Genomic DNA, 21,101 nt, shown 5'->3' with positions numbered 1-21,101 from the left:
TCACTGTTCGTCAACCACTGCGTTTATCGCAGAGTTGATCGCTCTTGACAAGCTTTTCCGTGCCGTCAAGGCTCGTGGGACACGGTTTCAGTGCTCGAACGAGAGGCTTACCCCATGCGCATCCTCGCCGTCGGAGCGGGCGGTGTCGGATCCGCCGCCGCGCTGATCGCGGCCCGCCGCGACTTCTTCGACCTGTTCGTGATCGCCGACTACGACCTCGGCCGGGCGGAGACGGCGGCGGCGAAAACGAGCGATGACCGATTTGTCGCAGCGAAGATCGACGCCTCCAGCGCCGAAGCGGTAGCCGCACTCTGCCGCGAGCACGAGATCACCCACGTCTTCAACGCCGTCGACCCGCGCTTCGTCATGCCGGTCTTCGACGGTGCCGCGGCCGCCGGCGCCCACTACCTCGACATGGCGATGTCGCTGTCAAAACCACACCCGGTTTCCCCGTACGAGGAAACCGGCGTGAAACTGGGTGACGAGCAGTTCGCGGTGGCCGGGCAGTGGGAAGCGGCGGACCGGTTGGCCCTGGTCGGCATCGGCGTCGAGCCCGGCCTGTCCGACATCTTCGCCAAGTACGCCGCCGAGCACCTGTTCTCTCGGATCGACGAGATCGGCGTACGGGACGGGGCGAATCTGGTCGTCGAGGGTTATGACTTCGCGCCGTCGTTCTCGGTGTGGACGACCATCGAGGAGTGTCTGAACCCGCCGGTCATCTATGAGCGCGACCGCGGCTGGTACACGACCGAGCCGTTCGCCGAGCCCGAGGTGTTCGACTTCCCGGGCGGCATCGGGCCGGTCGAGTGCGTGCACGTCGAGCACGAGGAGGTCTTGCTGATCCCGCGCTGGGTCGAGGCTCGCAAGGTCACGTTCAAGTACGGGCTGGGCACCGAGTTCATCGACGTCCTCAAGACACTGCGCAAGCTGGGTTTGGACAAGACGGATCCCGTACGGGTAAAAGGTGTTGACGTTTCGCCGCGTGATGTCGTCGCGGCCGTGCTGCCCGACCCGGCCACGCTGGGTGACCGGATGACGGGCAAGACCTGCGCCGGTACGTGGGTGACCGGCACCGGCAAGGACGGCAACCCGCGCGAGGTCTACCTGTATCACCTGGTCGACAACGAGTGGTCGATGCGCGAGTACGGCGCCCAGGCCGTCGTCTGGCAGACCGCCGTCAACCCGATCGTGGCCCTCGAACTGCTCGCCACCGGCACGTGGACCGGCTCCGGCGTACTGGGTCCCGAGGCTTTTGACCCGGTGCCCTTCCTGGACAAGCTGGTCGAATACGGCTCGCCCTGGGAGCTGCAGGAACGTTAGTGAAGCGGGGGCCGCCCGCCAGCGGCCCCCACGTTCTACTTGCGTCTGCTAACTGCCCTAACCCGGCGAGTGCCTCCTCACCGGTTACAAGGCAATCGCCACGCGGAGCGGAGCGATGCCATTAAACAGCGTGCATCACGTGCTTGATGCGGGTGTAGTCCTCCAGGCCGTACACGGAAAGGTCTTTGCCGTGGCCGGAGTGCTTGAACCCGCCGTGCGGCATCTCGGCCACCAGCGGGATGTGGCAGTTGACCCACACGCAGCCGAAGTCGAGCCGCTGCGTCATCCGCATCGCGCGGCCGTGGTCCTTGGTCCACACCGAGGAGGCCAGGCCGTATTCGACGCCGTTGGCCCAGGCCACCGCCTCGTCCTCGTCGCTGAACTGCTGGACCGTGATGACCGGGCCGAAGATCTCGTCCTGGATCACCTCGTCGGTCTGCTTGAGTCCGGAGACGACGGTGGGGGAGTAGAAGTAACCCCGGTCGCCGACGCGAGCGCCGCCCGCCCCGAGCACCGCGTGGTCGGGCAGCCGGTCGACGAAGCCCGCCACCCGCTCGAACTGGCGGGCGTTGTTGAGGGGGCCGTAGAGCACGTCCTCGTCGTCGGCCGCGCCGGTCTTCGTGCCCTTCGCGGCCTCGCTCAGCGCCGCCACGAAGTCGGAGTAGACCCGCGGTGACGCGAGGACCCGGGTGGCCGCCGTGCAGTCCTGGCCCGCGTTGAAGTAGCCCGCCTCGGCGATGGCGGCGGCCGCGGCCGCGATGTCGGCGTCGTCGAAGACCACGACCGGGGCCTTGCCGCCCAGCTCCAGGTGGGTGCGCTTGAGGTCGGCGGAGGCGGCCGAGGCGACCTCCATGCCCGCGCGGACCGAACCGGTGATCGACACTTGCTGCGGCGTCTTGTGGGTGACCAGCGCCCGGCCGGTGTCGCGGTCGCCGACGACGACGTTGAGCACGCCCGGCGGCAGGAACTCGGCGGCGATCTCGGCCAGCATCACCGTGGTGACCGGGGTGGTGTCGGACGGCTTGAGCACGACCGTGTTGCCGGCCGCGATCGCCGGCGCCAGCTTCCAGACCGCCATCATCAGCGGGTAGTTCCACGGCGTGACCTGCGCGCACACGCCGATCGGCTCACGCCGTACGTAGCTCTCGAAGCCCTGCATGTATTGCCCCGCCGACCGGCCCTCGAGCAGCCGGGCCGCGCCCGCGAAGAACCGGATCTGGTCGACCGCCGGCGGCAGCTCCTCGCTGGCGGTCAGGCCCAGCGGCTTGCCCGTGTTCTGCGACTCCGCCTTGACCAGCTCGCCGGCCCGCGCCTCGATGGCGTCGGCGAACTTGAGCAGCGCCTGCTGCCGCTCGCTGGGCGTGGTGTTGCGCCACTTCTCGAACGCGGCCGAGGCGGCGCCCATCGCCTTGTCGACGTCGGCCTCGCCCGACACCGGGGCCGAGGCGAAGACCTCGCCGGTGGCCGGGTCGATCAGGTCCTCGTAGCGGCCGTCGGCGGGCGCGGCCGCCTCGCCGCCGATGAAGTTGTGCAGCACGGTCTTCGCGGTCACACGATCTCCAGACGCAGGATACTGATGTTTGGCAGCCATCCTGCCACTGATTCCGTAGCAGACAAGAGTTCGGCCTCAGCTCCCGCGGAGCCCGGCCGAAGCGGGAAGAGTGGGGCCGACAGCGGGCGCGACCGGTGCGGACGGCCGGCTGACCGACGCCGCCCGGCTGCAACGCCTGCGCGGCACCGGCATGCTCGACGGCCGCACCTATCCCTCGCTCGACCGCCTGGCCCGGGCCGCGGCCCACCAGCTGCGCGCGTCACGGGCCCTGGTGTCGCTGGTCGGCTCGGAGCGGCGCCGGGTCGTGGGGCACTCGGGCACCCCGCCTAACCGCACGTTCTGCCTGCTCGTGGTGGACACGGACGCCCCGCTGATGATCTGCGACGCCCGCATCGACGACCGGGTGAGCGGGCATCCGGCGCTGGCCGACGGCGTCATCGCGTACGCGGGCTTCCCGATCCGCAGTCCCGACGGCTACCCGCTCGGCGCGTTCGGCGTGCTGGACGACCGCCCCCGCGACTGGGAGCCGCGCGAGCTGCTGCTCATCGAGGACCTGGCGGCCGCGGCCGAGACCGAGATCGCGCTGCGGACCGGCGAGCGCGAGCTGGCCCTGACCGCGGACCGGCTGCGCGGGATGCTCACCAACGCCCCCGACGCGCACATCGCGATCGACGCGTACGGGGTGGTGACCGGCTGGAACGCCGCCGCCGAGCAGATCTTCGGCTGGTCCGCGGCCGAGGCGGTGGCCCGTCCGGTGGCCGATCTGATCATCCCGGACCGGTTCGTGGCGGCGCACTCGGCCGGGCTGGCCCGGATGCACAGCGGCGGCCCGTCCACGATCATGGGCCGGCGCGTCGAGCTGGTCGCCCGCAACCGCGACGGGGCCGAGTTCCCGGTCGAGATGAGCCTGATGCAGGCGGACGGCGGGTTCCACGCGTTCCTGCACGACATCACCGCCCGCCAGGCCGAGCGCCGCCAGCTCGAGCACGAGCGGGCGTTTCTGCAGGCGCTGCTGGACAGCCTCGACACCGGGGTCGGCGCGTGCGACGAGGACGGCCGGCTGACCCTGTTCAACCAGGCGCTGCGCGACATCCACGGGCGTGGGGTGCGCGAGGAGCTGCCCGCCGCGGACTGGTCCCGCGCCTACGACATGTACGGCCCGGACGGGCGTACGCCGTTGCGCGCCGACGAGATTCCGCTGATCAAGGCGCACGCGGGGGAGCGGGTCGACGGGGCCGAGATGGTGATCGCGCCGGAGGGGGCGCCGGCCCGCCGCTTCCACGTCAACGCGCGCCCGCTGGAGACCCCGGACGGCCGCCGCCTCGGCGCGGTGGTCGCCATGCACGACATCACCGAGCAGCGGCGCGTCGAGACGTTCCGCGAGCTGCGCCTGGCCGTCGCGCGGGGGCTGGCCGACTCGCACAGCGCGGGCGAGGCGGCCGACCGTACGGTGGCCGCGGTCGGCGCCGGGCTGGGCTGGGCGCTGGGCGAGTTCTGGCAGGCCGACGACCTGTCCGGCACGATCGTGCGGGTCGGCAACTGGGCGGCGCCGGGTCACGGCGTCGTCGACCGGCCCCCGCTCGTGCGGCGCGGGGTGGGGATCGCCGGGCGGGTCTGGGACAGCGGCACCGAGCTGTGGATCCCCGAGGTGCTCGACGACCCCCGTACGGTGCTGAAAGCGGCCCAGGTGCGGGCGGCCGGGCTGCACAGCGCGATCGGCGTGCCCGTGCGCTCGGACCAGAAGATCCTCGGCGTGCTGCTGTTCCTCACGGCCGTGCCGCTGGAGCCCGACCCCGAGATCCTCGACCTGCTCGACGGCGTGTGCGCGCATCTGGGCCGGCACATGGAGCGGCGCCGGGCCGAGGAGCTCGCGCTGAGCCTGGCCGCGACCCAGGCCCGGCTGGCCGCGAACCGCGAGGAGATGGTCGGCATGGTCAGCCACGAGCTGCGCAACCCGCTCGGGGCGATCCGCAGCTACAGCGAGACCCTGCTCGACGACCCGCACCTCAGCGACGAGCAGCGGCACCTGGCCGAGGTGATCGACCGGCGCTCGGCCCACATGCAGCACCTGGTGGACGACCTGCTCGACCTGGCCCGGCTCGAGGCCGGCCAGCTGCACATCGACCCGCAGCCCATCTCGGCCGCCCGGCTGGTGCGCGAGGCGGTGCAGGCCCAGCAGCCGGCCGCGGACGCCAAGGGCCTGACGCTGCGGCTCGAGGTGCCGCGCCACCTGCCGGTGCACGCCGACCCCGTACGGCTGCGTCAGGTTCTCGACAACCTGGTGGCCAACGCGGTCAAGTACACACCCGGCGGCGGCACGGTCTCGGTGACCGCGCACCTGACCGCGGGCGAGGAGGGCGACGCGGTCATCGAGGTCGCCGACACCGGCATCGGGGTGCCCGCCGAGGAGTACGACCGGCTGTTCGACCGGTTCTTCCGGGCCAGCAACGCCGTGCGCAACGGCACCAAGGGCACCGGCCTCGGCCTGGCGATCACCAAGGCCATCGTCGACGCCCACGGGGGCTCAGTGTCGGCCACTCCCGTCCCCGCGGGCGGGAGCGTCTTCGCGGTCACCCTGCCCGTCGCCGGCGACTGACCTCTCCTTGCTGCTGCCGCTGGACGCGATCTTCTTGTTGCTGCCGCTGAACGCGATCGCGAACGCGAATCCGATGGAGACGCCGAACATCAGCGCCACGATGAGGTTGTCGCTGAACATCGGAATGGCGATGGCTATGCCGATGGAGATGCCGGCGACCCACGCCCAGGTGGGGATGTTCCACTTCATGCGCCCCATCAGTACCCGCTGCCCCGGCACCCATGCCTACCTGCTTGTTTTGCGACGGGCGGGTCGTCGGAGCGGTAATGATCGTTAGGAGTCACGGAAGATCACACGAGGGGGTCGGAAACATGCGTGCGCTGGTGCGGGTCGTAGTCGCTGGGGCGGTCGTGGCCGCCGGGATCGCGATGGGCGGGCCCGCGAACGCGGCGGTGACGTACGACCCGGAGACCAAGAAGGGCTACGTCGGCAAGACCGACCTGCTCAAGGCGTTCGGCTGGACCGAGGCCACGCTCAACGCCAAGGCGGCCGGGATCGTCTTCAACCACGACTTCTGGACCGACGACACCTACTCGGTGACCTGCGGCAAGCGGACGTTCGCGCTGGTGCACCACCGCGAGTTCGGCCGCTACGAGCTGTTCGACGCGGCCGTCACCGGTAAGAAGGCGCGCGACGCCCAGGGTTACGCGGCCAAGGTGACCGGCTTCTGGGTGACCGGCCCCCGCTTCGGCATCTCGGGCACGACCGTGGGCCCGGCGCCCGGTCAGCCGTGCCCCGACGACGCCAAGAGCAAGGTCACGAAGGCCAAGCTCACGGCGACGTCGAAGGGCTGGGCGCTGCAGGTCAGCTCGGGCGAGCTGAGCCGCCAGCTCCGTTCCGGTACGACAAAATGAGCGCGGGCAGCCCGGCCACGCTCTCCAGGATCTCGGCCGGCTTCTCCCGCTCCAGCTCGGCACGGGTCTGCGCGCCGCTGAGCACGCCCGTCACGAGGCCCGCGCCCGCGGCGTGACCGGCCTGGATGTCGAGCACGGTGTCGCCCGCGGTGACCACCGACAGCGGGTCGGTGACACCGGTCAGCCGCATGGCCCGGCGGATCATGTCGGGGCTCGGCCGGCCCGCGTCGACGTCCTCGGCGCAGACCACCGCGTCCAGGTGCTCGCCGGTCCGCCAGCCCACCGCGGCCAGCAGTGGATCGGTCACGGCGTGATCAAAACCGGTCGTCAGAGCCACCCGTACGCCGTTTGACCGCAGCTGTGCGAGCGCCTGCGGCACCCCCGCCACGGGCACCGGCGGCAGCGCGGCGTACGCGGCGTTGAGCCGTTCCACGAAGCGGGCGTGCAGCTCCTCGGTCGCCGCCGGGTCACCGGTCAGCGCGGCCAGCGCGGCCCGCTTGTCGGCCCCCATCCAGCGCCGCAGCTCGTGGTCGGGGGCGGCCGGGCCGTGCTCGGCGACGACGTCGGCCAGCACGCGATAGACCGTGCCGCCCTCCTCGACAGTGGTGCCGGCGATGTCGAGAACGGCCAGGGTGATCATGCGGCCTCCGGGGTGAGACGGCGGCGGACCACGGCGGACAGCCGGTCCACGGCGATGATCAGCACCAGCACGACCAGGATGTGCGTGAGCATCTGGTCGAACTGGAACAGCTGGATCGACTGGTTGATCAGGAAGCCGATGCCGCCCGCGCCGACCAGGCCGAGCACCAGCGACGAGCGCACGTTGACGTCGAACCGGTAGAGCAGCAGCCCGACCAGCTGCGGCAGCACCGAGGGCAGCAGCGCGTGCGCGGCGACCTGGATGCGACCCGCGCCGGCCGAGCGCAACGCCGTGGCCGGGCCCGGATCGGCCTCCTCGAGCGTCTCCGCCCACAGCTTGCCCATCACCCCGACGTTGTGCGCGACCAGCGCGAGCACGCCCGGGAAGGGGCCGAGGCCGACGGCCGTGACGAAGATCAGCGCGAACACGACGTCGGGCACGGCGCGCAGGAACGACAGGATCGCCCGGGTGACCTGATAGACCCAGCCGGCCGGGCTGATCGTGCGGGCGGCCAGCAGCGCCAGAATCAGCGACAGCGGGACCGACAGGGTGGTGCCGAGCAGGCCGATCCAGAGGGTGACCAGCGAGGCCTCGGCGCTCTCGAGCAGCAGGTCGGGGGAGAGGTCGGGCGGGATCGCCTCGGCCAGGAAGTCGGCCATCCCCGCCCAGCCCTCGGCCAGCGCGGCGAAGGAGATGTCGGTGGCCCGCCAGGCGATGACGTGCACGGCGACCACGACGGCCGCGATGATCCAGCCCACGACCACCGTACGGGGGTTGCGGGGTTTGGGTGGGACCTTGGCGCGGGGCGCTTCGAGCACGCTCACGGTGTCGCCACCTCCGGCTCCCGATTCTCATACAGAACGTCCACGGGCTGGTTCGGGTCGCCCTCGAGGACGACCACGCCGTCGCGCAGGCCGACGATCCGGTCGGCGTGCCGCCGGGCCAGGTCGGGCTGGTGCAGCACAGCCAGCACGGCCAGCCCCTCGGCATGCGCGAGTTGGGCCAGCAGCGCCAGCACCTGCTCGGCGGCGGCCGGGTCGAGCGCCGACACCGGCTCGTCGGCCAGCACCACTGGCGCCCGCTGACACAGGGCGCGGGCGATCGCGACCCGCTGCTGCTGCCCGCCGGAGAGGCTCCCGGCCCGGTCGTGGGCCCGGTTGGCCAGGCCGACCCGCTCCAGGCAGCCCATCGCCTCCTCGCGGACGTCGCGCGGGAACAGCGCCGGGGTCAGCGACTTGTGCAGCGGCAGCCGCGCCAGCGCACCCGCGCAGACGTTGTCGAGCGCCGACCGCCGGCCGACCAGGTGGATCTTCTGGAAGACGAGGGCGGTGTCCCGGATGCCGCGCGGCTTCTCGTCGACGGTGACGCTGCCGCGCGCGGCCGGGGTCAGCCCCGCGGCCGCCTTGAGCAGCGTCGACTTGCCCGAGCCGTTGGCACCGAGCACGGCCAGCAGCTCACCCCGGCCGACGGCGACGTCGACACCGTGCAGGATCTCGCGGTCGCCGTAGTGCACGACGATGTCGGCCAGCCGGAGCATCAGACGTCCTTCTCGGTCAGGCCCAGCGTGTCGGCCAGGTCGAACAGCGGCTGGTACGTCGACTGGTCGACCGCCACCAGCGGGCCCGCCGGGTCCACGTCGAGCAGGGCGCCGATCTCCTTGACCGCGGCCGGGTCCAGGTTGAGCAGGGCGTCCTTCATCGCGCTCTTGAATTCCGGGGCCATGTCACCCCGTACGGTGATGGGGTCGTTGGGAATGGGCGCCGAGGTCCACACCTGACGGAACTTGGCCTGGTCGAAGGTGCCCGACTCGGTCGCCGTGGCCAGCTGCTGCGAATTGATCTCGGCGGCGTCGACCGCGCCCTTGGTCAGCGCGAGCAGCGCCTCCGGGTGCCCGCCGGCGTAGTTGAGCTTGAGGTCCTTCTGGTCGATGCCGGCGTCCTTGAGGGCCTTGCGGGGCAGCGCGTCGCCCGAGGTCGAGCCGATCGACGACAGCGCCAGCGAGCGGCCGCGCAACTGCTCGAGGCCGGTGATGTCGGAGTCCTTGGGCACCCAGATCCCGGCCGTGTAGGTGGACAGCTTGCCGTCGGCGCCCGCGAACGACGCCATCGCCTCGGCCTTGGCCCGCTTGCTGGCGAAGACGTAGCCGAGCGGCCCGAACATGGCGATGTCGAGCTTGCCGTTCTGCATGGCCAGCACCTCGGCCGAGTAGTCCTCGGTGACCTGCACCTTGACCGGGCAGTTGAGCTTGGTCTGCAGGGCCGCGCCGAGCGCCTCGGCGGCCGGGGTGAGCTTGGCCGGATCCTCGAACGGCTCGACGCCGAACCGGATCTCGCCGCCGGGGCAGGTGGGGGAGTCGCTCGCGGAGTCGTCCCCGGTGCCGCCGCAAGCGGTCAGGGCGAGCGCGGCGACAAGGACGGTGGCAATGGCGCGGATCTTCATGAGTTCTCCATCAGGTCGAGCACGGTGGGGGCGAGGCCGAAGGCGGTGGTCATGCCGATGCCCGAGGTGACGGCGACCGCCATGACCCCGGGCGCGACGGGTGCGCGCAGGAACTCGCCGTCGGCGCCGGCATAGACACCCCGCCAGCGGCGTACGACGGTGAGGTCGGTCTTGAGCAGGTCGCGGGTCTCGGCGAGCATCAGGTCGTCGAGCGCCTCGTCGCTGAAGGGCTCGTGGGTGCGGGCGTACGCGTGGGTGTCGCCGACGACGAGGTCGCCGTCCGGCAGCTGGGTGAGCATGTGGTTGACGACCGCGCCGAGCATCTCGGGCCGCTCCCGCGACCAGCGCTCGCGCAAAGCCTTGGCGCCGGCGGTGGCGGCCAGGGCGGGGTAGCGCAGCATCGAGCTGCCGGTCAGCACGGCCGGTTCGATCCGCAGGCCGGGCGCGCGCAACTGGAGCATCTGCAGGACACAGCGCTGCAGCCCGGCCTCGTCGGCGATCCCGGGCAGCAGGCGGTCCAGGTTGTGCCCGGCGCAGACGACGATGCGCTCGGCCCGGATCTCGCCCCGGCCCGTACGCACGAGGCCCGGCTCGACGCCGAGCACGGGGTTCGACCACTGCACCCGTACGCCGGGCTGGTTCTGCAACCACGCGGCGAGGGCACCCGCCGCACGCCGTTGATCGACGCGGAGATCACGGGGAAAGAAGGCGCCGCTTTCTGCTGCGATCGGCGCTACTTGTTTCAGTTTTTGGGCGCTGAGCAGCACAACTTCGTCGGTGCCGCGCTCGGCCGCCAGCTCTTCCACGGCCTGCCGCTCCTCTTTCGAGCGTGTGGCGACGACCGTGCCGCACTCGGCCACGTCGAAGCCCGCCGTCCGGCCCATTCGCAGCCAGGTGCCGCGTGCTTCCAGTGCGAGCGTCAGGGCCTCGCCGGCCTGGGCGGTGATGCAGGCGTGCCCGAAATTGCGGACGGAGGCGCCGACAGCCCGCTCGTCCCGCTCGATCACGACGACCGACAGGCCACGGCTCACGGCCTCGACGGCGTGGGCCAGACCGACGATGCCGGCGCCGACAATTGCCAGGTCCACTGGGGTGGCATTCACGGGTGTCACGGTGGCATTCACGTTTTTGGCTGAGCAAGACTTGTATTGACAAGTCATCGGCTATTCACCTGGCCAGACCGGCGCGTTCAAGGCTCGGGAGCCGGCTTGTATAGTCCGATCTCGTGACGGAACCGCTGCACCGGACGCTGGCCGCGAAACTGCGCGAGCGGATCCGCGGCGGGGACCTGCCGATCGGCGCGTCGCTGCCGTCCGAGGCCGAGCTGTGCCGCGAGTTCGACGCGTCCCGCGGCCCGGTGCGCCAGGCCCTGGCCACGCTGCGCGAGGAAGGCCTGATCGGCGGCGGGCAAGGCAAACGCCCCGTGGTGCTCGACGCCGTGCCGGCCCAGCCGTTCGAGTCGTTCCTGTCCTTCACGCTGCGCGCCGAGATCACCGGGTACGCCCCCGGCCAGCGCCTGCAGGAGATCGCGCTGCGCCGCCCCGAACCGCCCGTGGCCGCCGCCCTGCAACTCGAACCCGACCAGCTCGCGGTCCAACTGCTGCGCCTACGCCTGCTCGACGGCAAGCCGGCCATGCTCGAACGCATGACATACGTCGAATCCGTCGGCCGCCCCCTGCTCGACGCCGACCTCGACGCCGGCTCGATCTACGCCTACCTGATCGACCGCGGCGTCGACCTGCACGCCGCCCGCCACACCTTCGACGCGATCGCGGCCGACGCCACCGACTCCCGCCTGCTGGGCGTCCCGGTCGGCTCCCCCCTCCTGCGCGAACGCCGCCTGACCACCGACTCCACAGGCACCCCGATCGAATGGTCCGACGACCGCTACCGGCCCGACATCGCCACCGTCACCATGACCAACACCCGCAGCTCCAAGGCCGCCCGGGCGGCGGTCGCTTAACGCCGCGCGGGGCCAGCGGGCAGGGCTCGCTCTCCTCGTTTACCACCGTGGGGGCCGCGCCCGCGCCTGTCAGGTCCGCGCACATCGTGCTCGCGTCCGCTGTGTCCGCCTGCCGCGCTCACTCACCGCGTCGACGCTTGCCGCCCGCCGTGCTTGCCCACCGCTCCCACGCCTGCTGTGCCCGCTCGCCGCGTCCGACCGAGTCTGTCGGCCCCCGGGCTCGTGCCCACCGCGCCGCGTCCGTGCCCACTGCGCCGCGTCCGTGCCCACTGCGCCGCGTCCGTGCCCACTGCGCCGCGTCCGTGCCCACTGCGCCGCGTCCGTGCCCACCGCGCCGCGTCCGTGCCCACCGCGCCGCGTCCGTGCCCACTGCGCCCGTGCTCGTCGCCTCCGAGCTCGTCCTAAGCGTTGGCCCAGCGCTCTCACCCGGCGCTCTCACCCGGCGCTCTCACCCGGCGCTCTGCCGCCGCGTAGCACATTTCGGCCCACCGCCACGGGTTGTCCACAGGCGCGGCGTTGTCCACAGGCGAACCGCCGCCGGCCCGCAATGATCAGCTTTGCCCACTAAAATCGTGCTGGGTGGGGGAACCCCCGGTCGGGTGGGCCCCCGAGTGGGGTTGATCTTGGGTGGGGCGAGGATCATGGCTTGACGGCCTGCCGGGGTGCCTTGCCGGGCCGGAAGGCCTCCTCGAGCCGTCCCAACGGATGCCGCCCCTCGACCAGCTCCGCGAACGGAAACCGCTCGTGCGCCCCGGCCAGAAAGTCCACCCCCGCCTGCAGGTCAGCCGGCCGGTAATTGTGCACCCCCGTGACCGTAAGCAGTTTACGGACCACCCGTTCAGGATCGATCCCCACGGCCGGCCCCGGCGTGACCGACCCGGCCAGCACCAACGTCCCGCCTACGCCCAGCGAAGCCAGCGCCCCCTCCACAGCCACCGCCGCCCCCGACAACTCGATCGCCACGTCGATGTCGCGTACGCCCGCCGCACTTGTCAATACCTCCGCGGCTCCGAACCGGCGAGCCTGTTCCGCCCGTACGGGATCAGGGTCGACAACGGTGACCGTGGCGCCGCGCGAGGCCAGCACGGCCGTCGCGGTCAACCCGAGCATCCCGGCCCCGGTGATCAGGGCCCGCCCCGCGGAGCCCGAGGCGGCGACCGTGGCCATGACCGTCGCCGTGGCGCAGGCGGCCGGGGCGGCAACTTCGTCCGGCACAGAGTCCGGCACCACCGCGATCGCGGAGCCCGGCCCGATCAGCGCGTGCGTCGCGAAGCCGCCGAACAACGGCCGCAGCTCATCGAGCGGCTCGTGCCCGAATTTGCGCAGGTGCCGGCACTTCTGCGGCAGGTCGCGGCGGCAGCGGTCGCACTGCCCGCACGACTCGGTGACCGACCAGATGATTCGCCGCCCGGGTTCGACCCGTGCCCCGGAGCCGGCGGCGACGACCGTGCCCACCTGCTCGTGCCCGAGCACGCTCGGGGCCGGACCGGGCCGCCGACCGCTCATCGTGTGCACGTCGCTGCCGCACACTGTGGCCAAGTCGATCGCGACGAGCAGTTCGCCGGGGTTCAGCTCCCAGGGCAGGGGCGTGGTCGCGACGGTGAACGGGCGACCGGCCCCGTCCCAGCGGGCGTAGTGGGCCAGCGATTCCATACGCCGACCCTAACTTGTCTATACAGGTTCGCTCAACCGATGCCGATCTTCTCGACGTCGGGCGCGATCAGGGCCACCACGCGCTCCTGCTCGCGCGGATACGGGCCGCCGGTGTATTTGGTCGAGATCTCGTCGGCCGCGGCCCAGCCGGCGTCGCCGTCGAGCCATTCGACCACCCGGCCGCGGATGACCACCGGCTCGAACGGGTTGCTGTCGGGCGCGATCGACAGCGCCACCCGGGGGTCGCGGTGCAGATTGCGGGCCTTGCGCGAGCCGGGGCCGGTGAGGAACGCGACGTGGTCGCCGCGGGTGCCGACCCAGACGGGCACGCAGTGCGGCGACCCGTCCGGCAGCACGGTGGCGAGGTGGGCGATGGACGTACCGTCAAGAATGCGGCGCACTTCGGAGTTCATCGTTTTCCTCCAGAAGACTCAGCGGAACTGCGGGACCAGCTCCTCGGCCAGGCGCAGCAGCGGGGCGTGGTCGTAGGCGACGCGCGGGATGTAGAAGAGCACGTAGTCCGCGCCCGCCTCGGCCGCGCGCTCGACCCGGGCGATGGTGTCGGCCGTGGACTCCTCGAGGTCCAACTCGATCGTCGTCGACTTGGTGATCGTGTCGTAGTCGCGGCCCAGCCGGTCGCAGTGCTCGCGCAGCACGCCCAGCTTGTGCCGTACGACCTCGGGGTCGCCACCGCCCACGTTGCAGCCGTCGGCGTACTGTGCGACCAGCTTCAACGTCACCTTCTCGCCGCCACCGCCGAGCCAGAAGTCGGGCTTGCGGCGCGGCTGGTTGATCGGCTCGTCGATCGAGTAGTGCTTGCCCTGGAAGACCGGCCGGTCCTCGGTCCACATCTTGTGAATGATCTCGACGGCCTCGCGGAACTCGCCCATCCGCTGCGGCACGTCCTTCCACTCGTAGCCGTACGCCTTCCACTCGTGCTCGTACCAGCCGGCGCCCAGCCCCGCGATCAGCCGGCCGTGCGACGCGACGTCGACCGTGGACGCGATCTTGGCGTACAGGGAAGGTTGGCGGTAGCCGTTGCAGCCGACCATCTGGCCGATGCGCACCCGGCTGGTGTCGCGGGCCAGCGTGGAGGTCGCCGTCCAGCACTCGAAGACGCTGTTCAACGTGGGCTCGGGCACGGTGTGGAAGTGGTCGTAAAGCCAGATCGCGTCCCACGGGCCGGCGTCGGCGACCCGCGCGACCTCGGTCATCGCCTCGTACTGCTCGACCGGGTCGGCGATCTCGACCAGGTCCATCTTCCAGCCCTGCGGCACGAACACCCCGAAACGTACGCTCATCGCCTCAACCTAATCGACGCTTGGCAAAATCCGCCCGCAGGACCAGAGTGTCGAGTGATCGCGCATCACGGGGGAAGCGGGAACGGATGTACTACATAGCTCTGGGCGCCGTCCGCCGGCGTTCCGGGCCGGCGCTGCTGTTGGCCCTGCTCGCCGCCCTGCTGGCGACCGGGGCGAGCTGCGCCGCGTGGTACGGGCTGAGCGTGGCCTCGCAGTCGGCGGGGGCCGAGGTCGTGCGGTCGCCCGTCGAGGAGCGCGTGATCCTCGTCCGGCAGGCGGGGGAGAGCACCAGCGATCCGCGCGCCGCCCTCGACAAGTTCGCCACGACCGTACGGGGAATGTTGCCTGTGCCGTCGGGAACGCCGGTGCTGGGCGTGGTGGCCGAGGCGACGTACATCTATCCGGGCCGGTCCGGGGCGTCCACCGGGCTGCCGATCGCGTACCGGGACGGGTTCTGCGACCACGTACGGCTGACCGGTGCGTGCCCGGCCGCCGCCGACGACGCCGTGATCAGCGCCGACACCGCTCGCCGGCTCGGGCTGAAGACGGGCGACACGTTCCGGGTGCGCGCGGCCACCTCGCGCTCCGTCCCGATCGAATTCCGCGTCACCGGCGTCTACGAGCACGTCGAGCCGGGCAGCGCGTATTGGAGCGACAAGCTGTTCCGCGCCCAGGGCTCGCTCGACCCGCTGTTCACGTCGCTCGACACGTTCCGGGATCCGTTGCTGATCCGCCAGACGTACGCGTGGGATCTCGACGTGCCGCTGCCCCTGCTCCGCGGCGACGGCGCGTACGACCTGAACGGGCTCGTCAACGAGTCGGCCCCGAGCTTTGCCGGCGCCCGGCTGCAACTGGCCACGCCGACCGGCAAGCTGGTCGACCGGGTTCGCGAGGAGCGCCTGGCCGTGGCCCGGGGCGTGGCGATCGGGCTGGGCCAGCTGGCCGTGCTCGCCTGGTTCGCGATCGGGCTGGCCGGTCGCTACACCGGCCGCGAGCGCCGCGCCGACGCCGGGCTGCTCAAGCTGCGGGGCAGCACGTCCCGCGGCATCCTGCGCCTCGCCCTCAGCCAGCATCTGCTGCCGCTGACCGCCGGCGGCCTGGCCGGCTGGGTGGCCGGCTTCCTGGTCGCCTGGCCGCTGGCCGGGGCGTTGCCGGTGACCGTCGAGCTGTGGGCGGCCCTGCTGCTCTCGCTGGGCCTGGTCGTCGTCGTGCTCGGCATTGCCCTGCTTGTGCTGCTCGCGGTCGACGCCCTGCAGCAGCGGGCTCCGGTCGCGGCGCTGCTGCGGCGGGTGCCGTCGGCCCGGCGCGACTGGCGGTCCGGGGTGATCGATCTGGCCTTGATCGCGCTGGCCGCGGGCGCGGTCTATCAAGCCCGTACGAGTGGGAGCGGGCTCGGCATCGTGGCGCCCGCCCTGGTCGCGCTGGCCGTGGGCCTGCTGCTGGCCCGGCTGCTGCGGCGGGCGGCCGACCGGGTGGGCGCGGTGGCGCTGCGGGCGGGCCGGATCCGGCTCGGGCTGACCGCCGTACGGGTGTCCCGCCAGCCCGGCACCGACCGCGTGTTCGCCCTGGTGGTCGTCTCGGTCGCGCTGATGGCGCTGACGCTGGGCACGTTCGCGGCGGGCCGGGCCGAGCGGGCCGATCGCGCCGGCGTCGAGCTGGGCGCGCCCCGGGTGCTCACGGTCTCCGCCACCAGCAGAACAGAGCTCCTGTACGCGGTGCGCCGCGCCGATCCCGAGGGCCGCTACGCCATGGCCGCCGTGGTCGACACCGGCGGCACCCCACCCGTGCTGGCCGTGGACAGCAACCGGCTGGCCGCCGTAGCCACCTGGCGCCCCGAGTACGGCCCGGTGACCGCGCTGACCGCCACGCCCGCCCCGGCCGCGCTGCCCCTGATCACCGGTGACCGGCTCACCGTGGCCGTGACCAGCCGCCGCAGCACCACGACCCTGCTCGGCGCGATCCTGCAGCACGAGGGCACCGGCGAGCCGGTCCGGGTCGAGTTCAAGGGCATCCGGCTCGGCGCGGGCACGGCCTCGGCCTTGGTGCCGCGCTGTGCCACCGCGCCCGGGTGCCGGCTGGTCGGCTGGGAGCTGTTCACGCCCCAGGGCTCCGACGACGGCTCGGTCACCGTGCGCTCGCTGACCCAGCAGGGCCCGGCGGCCACCGTGCTCACCGCCGCCCAGCTGGCCGACGTGCGGAACTGGCGGGGCGACTTCAGCACCCCGGCCGTGCACATCGCCGCGGGCGACGGCGGCCTGACCCTGCAGACCGTGCCGGCCGGCTCGATCAAGGTCGCGGCGGCCGACTCGCCGCTGCCGCAGCCGGTCGTGCTGGCCGGGCGGCCCCCGAGCACCTGGGTCTTCGACGACTCCGCGGTGGGCCGGTTCGGCGATCCGGCCACCCCGGTCCGGGTCGCCGCCGCCGCGACAGTGCTGCCGGTGCTCGGCCGCGACGGGGTGCTGACCGACCTCGACGCGGCCCGGCGCGTGGCCGGCGACAGCGACCAGGGCGGCATCCTGCAGGTGTGGCTGACCGCCGACGCCCCCGACTCCGTGGTCGACGCCATCGGGCTGCCCGTGCTGGCCGACCGCACGGCCGTGGCCCGCGCCGCCGACCTGGCCGCGGACGCCTCGGTCGTCACCACCCCGTTCGGCCTGTTCACGGCGGCCGTGGTCGCGCTGATCGCCGCCGCCCTGCTCGGCCTGGCCGCCGCCGTCGACCGCGAACCGCAGCTCGAGCACCTGCGCGCGCTGCGCACCCAGGGCCTGACCCGCCGCGTCGCACTCGGCACGGCGTACGCGGGAGCGGGTTCGGTGGCGCTGGCCGGGCTCCTCGGCGGGCTCGCCGCCGCCCTGGCCGCCCGTCCGCTGGCCGCGGTCACCGCCCCGGTCTTCCCGGACGGCTGGCGGGTCGTTCCGCCGCCGGGCGCGCTCGGCCCGTGGGCGCTGACCGCGGCCGCGCTGGCCGGCCTGGTCGTGTTCGGCGCGACGGCCTGGCTGTCGGTCCGCCGCCTGCGCGGGGAGCTCTCATGATCGCCCTGGTGCTGGCCATGGTGTGGGCCCGCCGCGGGCAGGCCGCCGTGGTGGCGCTGCTGGCCATGTTCGGGGTCGCGGCCGCGGTGGCCGCCCCGGCCTATCTGCGCGCGGCCGACCGGGCGGTGGCCGCGGGCCAGGTCGAGACGGCGGCTCCCGACGAGCTGACCGTCGCCGTGCGCGCCTTCCAGACCGACCAGCGCCAGGCCAAGCCGAACACCGACCGGGTCGGCCCGGATCTGGAGCAGAACGGCTCGGTGCTGCTGGGCATGCCGGGCTACGACTACGTGTATTCGGTGGACTATCCGTCCATCGGCATCGAGCCGTCCGTCGCGTACGCGACCAGGTTCGCCTACCGCCAGGACGTGTGCGACCACCTGGTCGTCACGGCCGGCCGGTGCCTGATCGGTGAGGCCGACGTGATCCTGCCCGAGGCGACCGGCGAACGGCTGAAGCTGGCCCCCGGCGACTCGATCGAGCTGATGGCCGCGATCCGGGTCACGCCGCGCGGGCAGCCGTCGTACTACGCGCCCAACGGCACGCCGAAACGCTTCCTGGTCGCCGGTCTCTACACGGTGCCCGACCAGCAAGACATCTTCTGGGGCGAGCACAACTACTTCGCCCCCACGTCCGGCCTGCCCGCCGGGGCCAACCAGCCCGCCTTCGTCACGTCGGCCACGGTGCACGCGATGGACCGGGGCGCCGTCGAGGCCGGTCTCGACGCGTTCCCCCGTCCTGGCGCCCTCGAGGTCGACAACCTTCCCGCCGTACGGGAGGGCTTGGCCGCGATGCAGGCCGGCGCGACCTCGCTGGGCGGCGGCGTCGAGTTCCGCAGCGAGCTGCCCGCCCTGCTCACCCGCATCGAGGAGGGGCGCGAGGCCGGCCACCGCATCGTGCCCGTGCTCGCCGTCGCCCTCGTGCTGCTCGCCTGCCTGACGATCTTCCTGGCCGTCGGCTACGGCACCGAGGGGCGTCGCCCCGAGCTCGCCGTCGTCGCCCTCAGGGGTGCCCGCTGGGGTCAGCGCTGGTGGCTGGCCTCCGGCGAGAACATCGTCTCCATCCTGCTCGGCGCCATCCTCGGCTGCCTGGCCGGCCAGCTGCTGGTCAACGCGTTCAGCGCCTACCGCTTCCCCGGCGTCGGGGCCGACCCCGGCCTGGGCTCGCTGCGCTGGGCCCCCGTCGCCGCGGCCGCGGCCGTGCTCACGGCCCTGCTGGCCGAGCGCCGCCAGATCGCCACCCCCGTCGCCGAGCTGTTGCGCCGCGCCCCGTCGGTGCCGAACAGCGCCCGCGCGATCGCCGTCGAGGTCGTCGTGGTGATCCTGGCCGTGGTCGCGGTGCTGCAACTGAGCACGGAGTTGCGCGGTGTCGGCACCGCGGCGGCCGCCCTCGTGCTGGTGGCCGGTTCGCTGGTCGCCGCGAGACTGCTGGTGCCGCTGGCCACGGTGCTGGGCCGCCGCTCGCTGCGCCGCGGCCGGGTCGGCCTGGCCCTGGCCGCCCTGCAGATCTCCCGCCGCCCCGGCGCCGTCCGCCTGTTCGCCCTGATCACGGCCGCGGTCGCCGTGGTCGGCTACGCGGCCTCCGCGGTCGACGTGGCGGCCCGCGGCCGGGTCGCCGAGTCGACGATCGGCACCGGCGCCGCCCGGGTCCTCGAGGTCGGCCCCACCGGCCGCCAAAACCTGCTGGCCGCCGTCCGCGCCGTCGACCCGTCCGGCACGTTCGCCATGGCCGCGATGCGCCTGCCCCGCGACCCCGGCCAGCCCTCCGTCGTCGCCGTGGACACCTCGCGCCTGGCCACGGTGGCCGCCTGGCCCGCCAACGCCCCCACGCCCACCTCGGTGGCAGACTCCCTGCGTGGCAAAGCCGGCGCACCTGTCGAGATCGCCGGCGCCGAAGTTGAGTTCGACATCACCTCCCACGACTTCAAGCCCGGCAAAGCGGTCGGCGTGAGCGCGGTGCTGTCCCCCCCGCAACGGCGGCAACGACGAAATCATGGAACTCGGCGTCCTCCGCCCCGGCCGCCACACGTACGGGCAAACCGTCCCCGCCTGCGCCAAGGGCTGCACACTGAACTCACTACGCGTCTACGGCGGCCAGAACACCCTCGACGTGGCCGGCCACCTCACCATCCACAAACTGGCCGCCTCCGACTCCTCGCTCTGGCGCGCCACCGAGGGCGGCCGAATCGGCCCGGCCTCCGCCGACGGCTTGAACATCGAGGTGACGTCGCTCAACGGCCTGCCCGCGGGCCTGTTCCTGCTGCCCACCGCAGCCGCCTACCCCCTGCCGGTAGCCACCTCCGGCCTGGGCGCGCTCCCCACCGTCAAGGGCCTGGACGCCCGCCCCGTCCCCGTCACCGTGACCACGACGCTCCCCGCCATCCCCGGCGCGGGCTCCCCAGCAGTCCTGACCGACCTCACCAACGCCGACCACGTCTCCACCGACGGCGCAGCCACCAGCGGCGGCATGGTCTGGCTGACCGACAAGGCCCCCGCCGACGTAGCAGCCCAACTGGCCACCCACGGCCTGACCATCACCACCGACGAGAAGGCCGCCCAGGTCCGCGCCCGACTGGACACCCAGGGCCCCGCCGTGGCCCTGTGGTTCTACGTCATCGTCGCGGCCCTGGCCACGGCCCTGGCCGCGGGCGCCCTGATTCTGGCCGCCGCCGTAGACCGCAACCGCCGGGTCGAAGACCTGTCGGCCCTGCGCGCCCAAGGCTTGACCCGCTCGGCCCTGCGCCAGGCAACGCTGTTGACCTATCCCGTGCTGATCGTGGTCGCCCTGCTGGCCGGCATAGGCGTCTCGATGCTGGGCTGGTGGCTGACCGGCTGGGCACTACCGCTGGCCGGCCTGACTCCACCCACGATCCCGCTAGCAGGCTGGCCCCGGGCGCTGACGATCGCCCTGACGGCCGCAGCCGCCCTGCTATTGCTGGCCGGCGTGGCCGTACTGGCAGGCCGCCGCACCCTGCGCCGAATCCGCTGACCGTCCACGCCCTCACGCGAAAAAGACGATCGGCGTACTCATGACTGGATGAAGGCGAGCAGATCGGCGTTGATCGTCTCCGCGTCGGTGGTGGGCATGCCGTGCGGCAACCCCGCGTACGTCTTGAGGGTCCCGTTCTTCAGCAGGGAAACGGCCCGCGGCGCGCTCAGCTCGTAGGGCACGATCTGGTCGTCGTCCCCGTGCATGACCAGCACCGGCACGCTTACCTTGGCCAGGTCGGCGCTGTAGTCCTCCTGAGCGAACGCGTCGACACAGTCGTACTGGGCCTTGGCGCCCCCACTCATACCCTGCCGCCACCAGTTCTGAATGACCGCCTCGGACGGCGTGGCCCCCAGCCGGTTGAAACCGTAGAACGGCCCCGCCGCCACCTCGCGGAAGAACTCCGACCGGTTCGCGGCCAACCCGGCCTGCATCCCGTCGAACACTGCGCGGGACCTCCCGCAGCGACGGGGTGACCGAGCTGATCAGCACCGCCTTGGCCACCCGGTCCTCCCCGTGCCGGCCGAGATAGCGGGCCACCTCCCCGCCGCCCGCGGAGTGCCCGACGTGGACGGCGTCGCGCAGATCGAGGTGTGCCGTCAGCGCGGCCAGGTCGTCCGCGTAACGGTCCATGTCGTGGCCCTCGCTGACCTGGGCCGAGCGGCCGTGCCCGCGCCGGTCGTGGGCGATCACCCGATAGCCGTGGTGGCGGAGGAAGAGCAACCGGTCGTATTACGTCATCCGACGTAGTCTGAGCGGCCCGGCC

Annotated in this window: 17 protein-coding genes and 2 pseudogenes; 8 read left to right on the top strand and 11 right to left on the bottom strand. The window is 72.4% G+C overall.

What is annotated here, in order from left to right:
- Positions 1-114: 114 nt before the first annotated feature.
- On the top strand, positions 115-1,320 hold the full coding sequence (locus tag JKJ07_RS48905; protein WP_203078760.1) for a saccharopine dehydrogenase family protein: 1,206 nt from the start codon (positions 115-117) through the stop codon (positions 1,318-1,320).
- Positions 1,321-1,441: 121 nt separating this feature from the next.
- Here JKJ07_RS48905 and JKJ07_RS48900 read toward each other — a convergent pair whose 3' ends face one another.
- Positions 1,442-2,872, bottom strand: coding sequence for a gamma-aminobutyraldehyde dehydrogenase (locus JKJ07_RS48900; protein ID WP_203078759.1), 1,431 nt, complete (start codon positions 2,870-2,872; stop codon positions 1,442-1,444).
- A 109-nt stretch (positions 2,873-2,981) separates the two neighbouring features.
- On the opposite strand from JKJ07_RS48900, the gene JKJ07_RS48895 reads away from it, so the two are divergent.
- From JKJ07_RS48895 to JKJ07_RS48885, 3 genes are read left to right on the top strand one after another with little or no spacing between them, the layout of a single operon-like run.
- Positions 2,982-5,468 carry an ATP-binding protein gene (locus tag JKJ07_RS48895; RefSeq protein ID WP_203078758.1) on the top strand — a complete coding sequence of 829 codons (2,487 nt, stop codon included), beginning with the start codon at positions 2,982-2,984 and terminating at the stop codon, positions 5,466-5,468.
- 7 nt (positions 5,469-5,475) lie between these two features.
- Positions 5,476-5,745: a hypothetical protein gene (locus JKJ07_RS48890; protein ID WP_203078757.1), complete on the top strand. Its 270-nt coding sequence runs from the start codon at positions 5,476-5,478 to the stop codon at positions 5,743-5,745.
- A gap of 34 nt (positions 5,746-5,779) precedes the next feature.
- Complete coding sequence (locus JKJ07_RS48885) at positions 5,780-6,322, top strand: hypothetical protein (protein WP_203078756.1); 543 nt, start codon at positions 5,780-5,782, stop codon at positions 6,320-6,322.
- Here JKJ07_RS48885 and JKJ07_RS48880 read toward each other — a convergent pair.
- The 5 genes from JKJ07_RS48880 to JKJ07_RS48860 are packed head-to-tail and all read right to left on the bottom strand — an operon-like array spanning position 6,273 to position 10,504.
- Positions 6,273-6,962: a phosphonatase-like hydrolase gene (locus tag JKJ07_RS48880; RefSeq protein ID WP_203078755.1), complete on the bottom strand. Its 690-nt coding sequence runs from the start codon at positions 6,960-6,962 to the stop codon at positions 6,273-6,275. The two genes, JKJ07_RS48885 and JKJ07_RS48880, sit on opposite strands and share 50 nt — an antisense overlap.
- Positions 6,959-7,786, bottom strand: a complete 828-nt coding sequence (phnE, locus tag JKJ07_RS48875; protein WP_203078754.1) for a phosphonate ABC transporter, permease protein PhnE — start codon at positions 7,784-7,786, stop codon at positions 6,959-6,961. Before phnE ends, JKJ07_RS48880 begins: the two co-directional genes overlap by 4 nt.
- A complete protein-coding gene (locus tag JKJ07_RS48870; RefSeq protein WP_203078753.1) occupies positions 7,783-8,499 on the bottom strand; it encodes a phosphonate ABC transporter ATP-binding protein in 717 nt (238 codons plus the stop codon). The genes phnE and JKJ07_RS48870 overlap by 4 nt, the downstream gene beginning before the upstream one ends.
- Positions 8,499-9,401, bottom strand: coding sequence for a phosphate/phosphite/phosphonate ABC transporter substrate-binding protein (locus tag JKJ07_RS48865; protein ID WP_203078752.1), 903 nt, complete (start codon positions 9,399-9,401; stop codon positions 8,499-8,501). The genes JKJ07_RS48870 and JKJ07_RS48865 overlap by 1 nt, the downstream gene beginning before the upstream one ends.
- Complete coding sequence (locus JKJ07_RS48860) at positions 9,398-10,504, bottom strand: TIGR03364 family FAD-dependent oxidoreductase (protein WP_203078751.1); 1,107 nt, start codon at positions 10,502-10,504, stop codon at positions 9,398-9,400. The genes JKJ07_RS48865 and JKJ07_RS48860 overlap by 4 nt, the downstream gene beginning before the upstream one ends.
- Before the next feature lie 122 nt (positions 10,505-10,626).
- Between JKJ07_RS48860 and JKJ07_RS48855 the strand changes: the two genes are divergently transcribed.
- Positions 10,627-11,364 carry a GntR family transcriptional regulator gene (locus tag JKJ07_RS48855; RefSeq protein WP_203078750.1) on the top strand — a complete coding sequence of 246 codons (738 nt, stop codon included), beginning with the start codon at positions 10,627-10,629 and terminating at the stop codon, positions 11,362-11,364.
- Positions 11,365-12,003: 639 nt separating this feature from the next.
- Here JKJ07_RS48855 and JKJ07_RS48850 read toward each other — a convergent pair.
- From JKJ07_RS48850 to JKJ07_RS48840, 3 genes are read right to left on the bottom strand one after another with little or no spacing between them, the layout of a single operon-like run.
- The gene (locus tag JKJ07_RS48850) at positions 12,004-13,017 is read right to left on the bottom strand and encodes a zinc-binding dehydrogenase (RefSeq protein WP_203078749.1); all 1,014 of its coding nucleotides are present in this window, start codon (positions 13,015-13,017) and stop codon (positions 12,004-12,006) included.
- 32 nt (positions 13,018-13,049) lie between these two features.
- A complete protein-coding gene (locus tag JKJ07_RS48845) occupies positions 13,050-13,430 on the bottom strand; it encodes a PPOX class F420-dependent oxidoreductase (RefSeq protein WP_203078748.1) in 381 nt (126 codons plus the stop codon).
- A gap of 18 nt (positions 13,431-13,448) precedes the next feature.
- Entirely contained in the window at positions 13,449-14,318 is an 870-nt protein-coding gene (locus tag JKJ07_RS48840; RefSeq protein ID WP_203078747.1) for an LLM class F420-dependent oxidoreductase, read from the bottom strand.
- An 86-nt stretch (positions 14,319-14,404) separates the two neighbouring features.
- On the opposite strand from JKJ07_RS48840, the gene JKJ07_RS48835 reads away from it, so the two are divergent.
- The 3 genes and pseudogenes from JKJ07_RS48835 to JKJ07_RS52400 all read left to right on the top strand — a co-directional run bounded on the left by JKJ07_RS48835 (position 14,405) and on the right by JKJ07_RS52400 (position 20,335).
- A complete protein-coding gene (locus JKJ07_RS48835) occupies positions 14,405-17,350 on the top strand; it encodes an FtsX-like permease family protein (RefSeq protein WP_203078746.1) in 2,946 nt (981 codons plus the stop codon).
- Positions 17,347-18,423 (top strand): annotated as a pseudogene (locus JKJ07_RS52405) (FtsX-like permease family protein); the annotation flags it as partial. The gene JKJ07_RS48835 and the pseudogene JKJ07_RS52405, both read left to right, overlap by 4 nt.
- Before the next feature lie 916 nt (positions 18,424-19,339).
- Positions 19,340-20,335: an FtsX-like permease family protein gene (locus JKJ07_RS52400; protein ID WP_369077016.1), complete on the top strand. Its 996-nt coding sequence runs from the start codon at positions 19,340-19,342 to the stop codon at positions 20,333-20,335.
- Positions 20,336-20,373: 38 nt separating this feature from the next.
- Here JKJ07_RS52400 and JKJ07_RS48825 read toward each other — a convergent pair whose 3' ends face one another.
- Together JKJ07_RS48825 and JKJ07_RS52395 are read right to left on the bottom strand one after the other, a co-directional pair.
- Positions 20,374-20,781, bottom strand: a complete 408-nt coding sequence (locus tag JKJ07_RS48825) for an alpha/beta fold hydrolase (protein ID WP_307834839.1) — start codon at positions 20,779-20,781, stop codon at positions 20,374-20,376.
- A gap of 76 nt (positions 20,782-20,857) precedes the next feature.
- Positions 20,858-21,028: pseudogene (locus JKJ07_RS52395) on the bottom strand (alpha/beta fold hydrolase); the annotation flags it as partial.
- Between the last annotated feature and the right edge of the window lie 73 nt (positions 21,029-21,101).

Origin of the sequence: Paractinoplanes lichenicola, from assembly GCF_016785085.1 — a bacterium.
GTDB lineage: Bacteria > Actinomycetota > Actinomycetes > Mycobacteriales > Micromonosporaceae > Actinoplanes > Actinoplanes lichenicola.
Note: the sequence above shows the minus strand (reverse complement) of the source record. Positions and strands in the feature narration are given on the sequence as shown.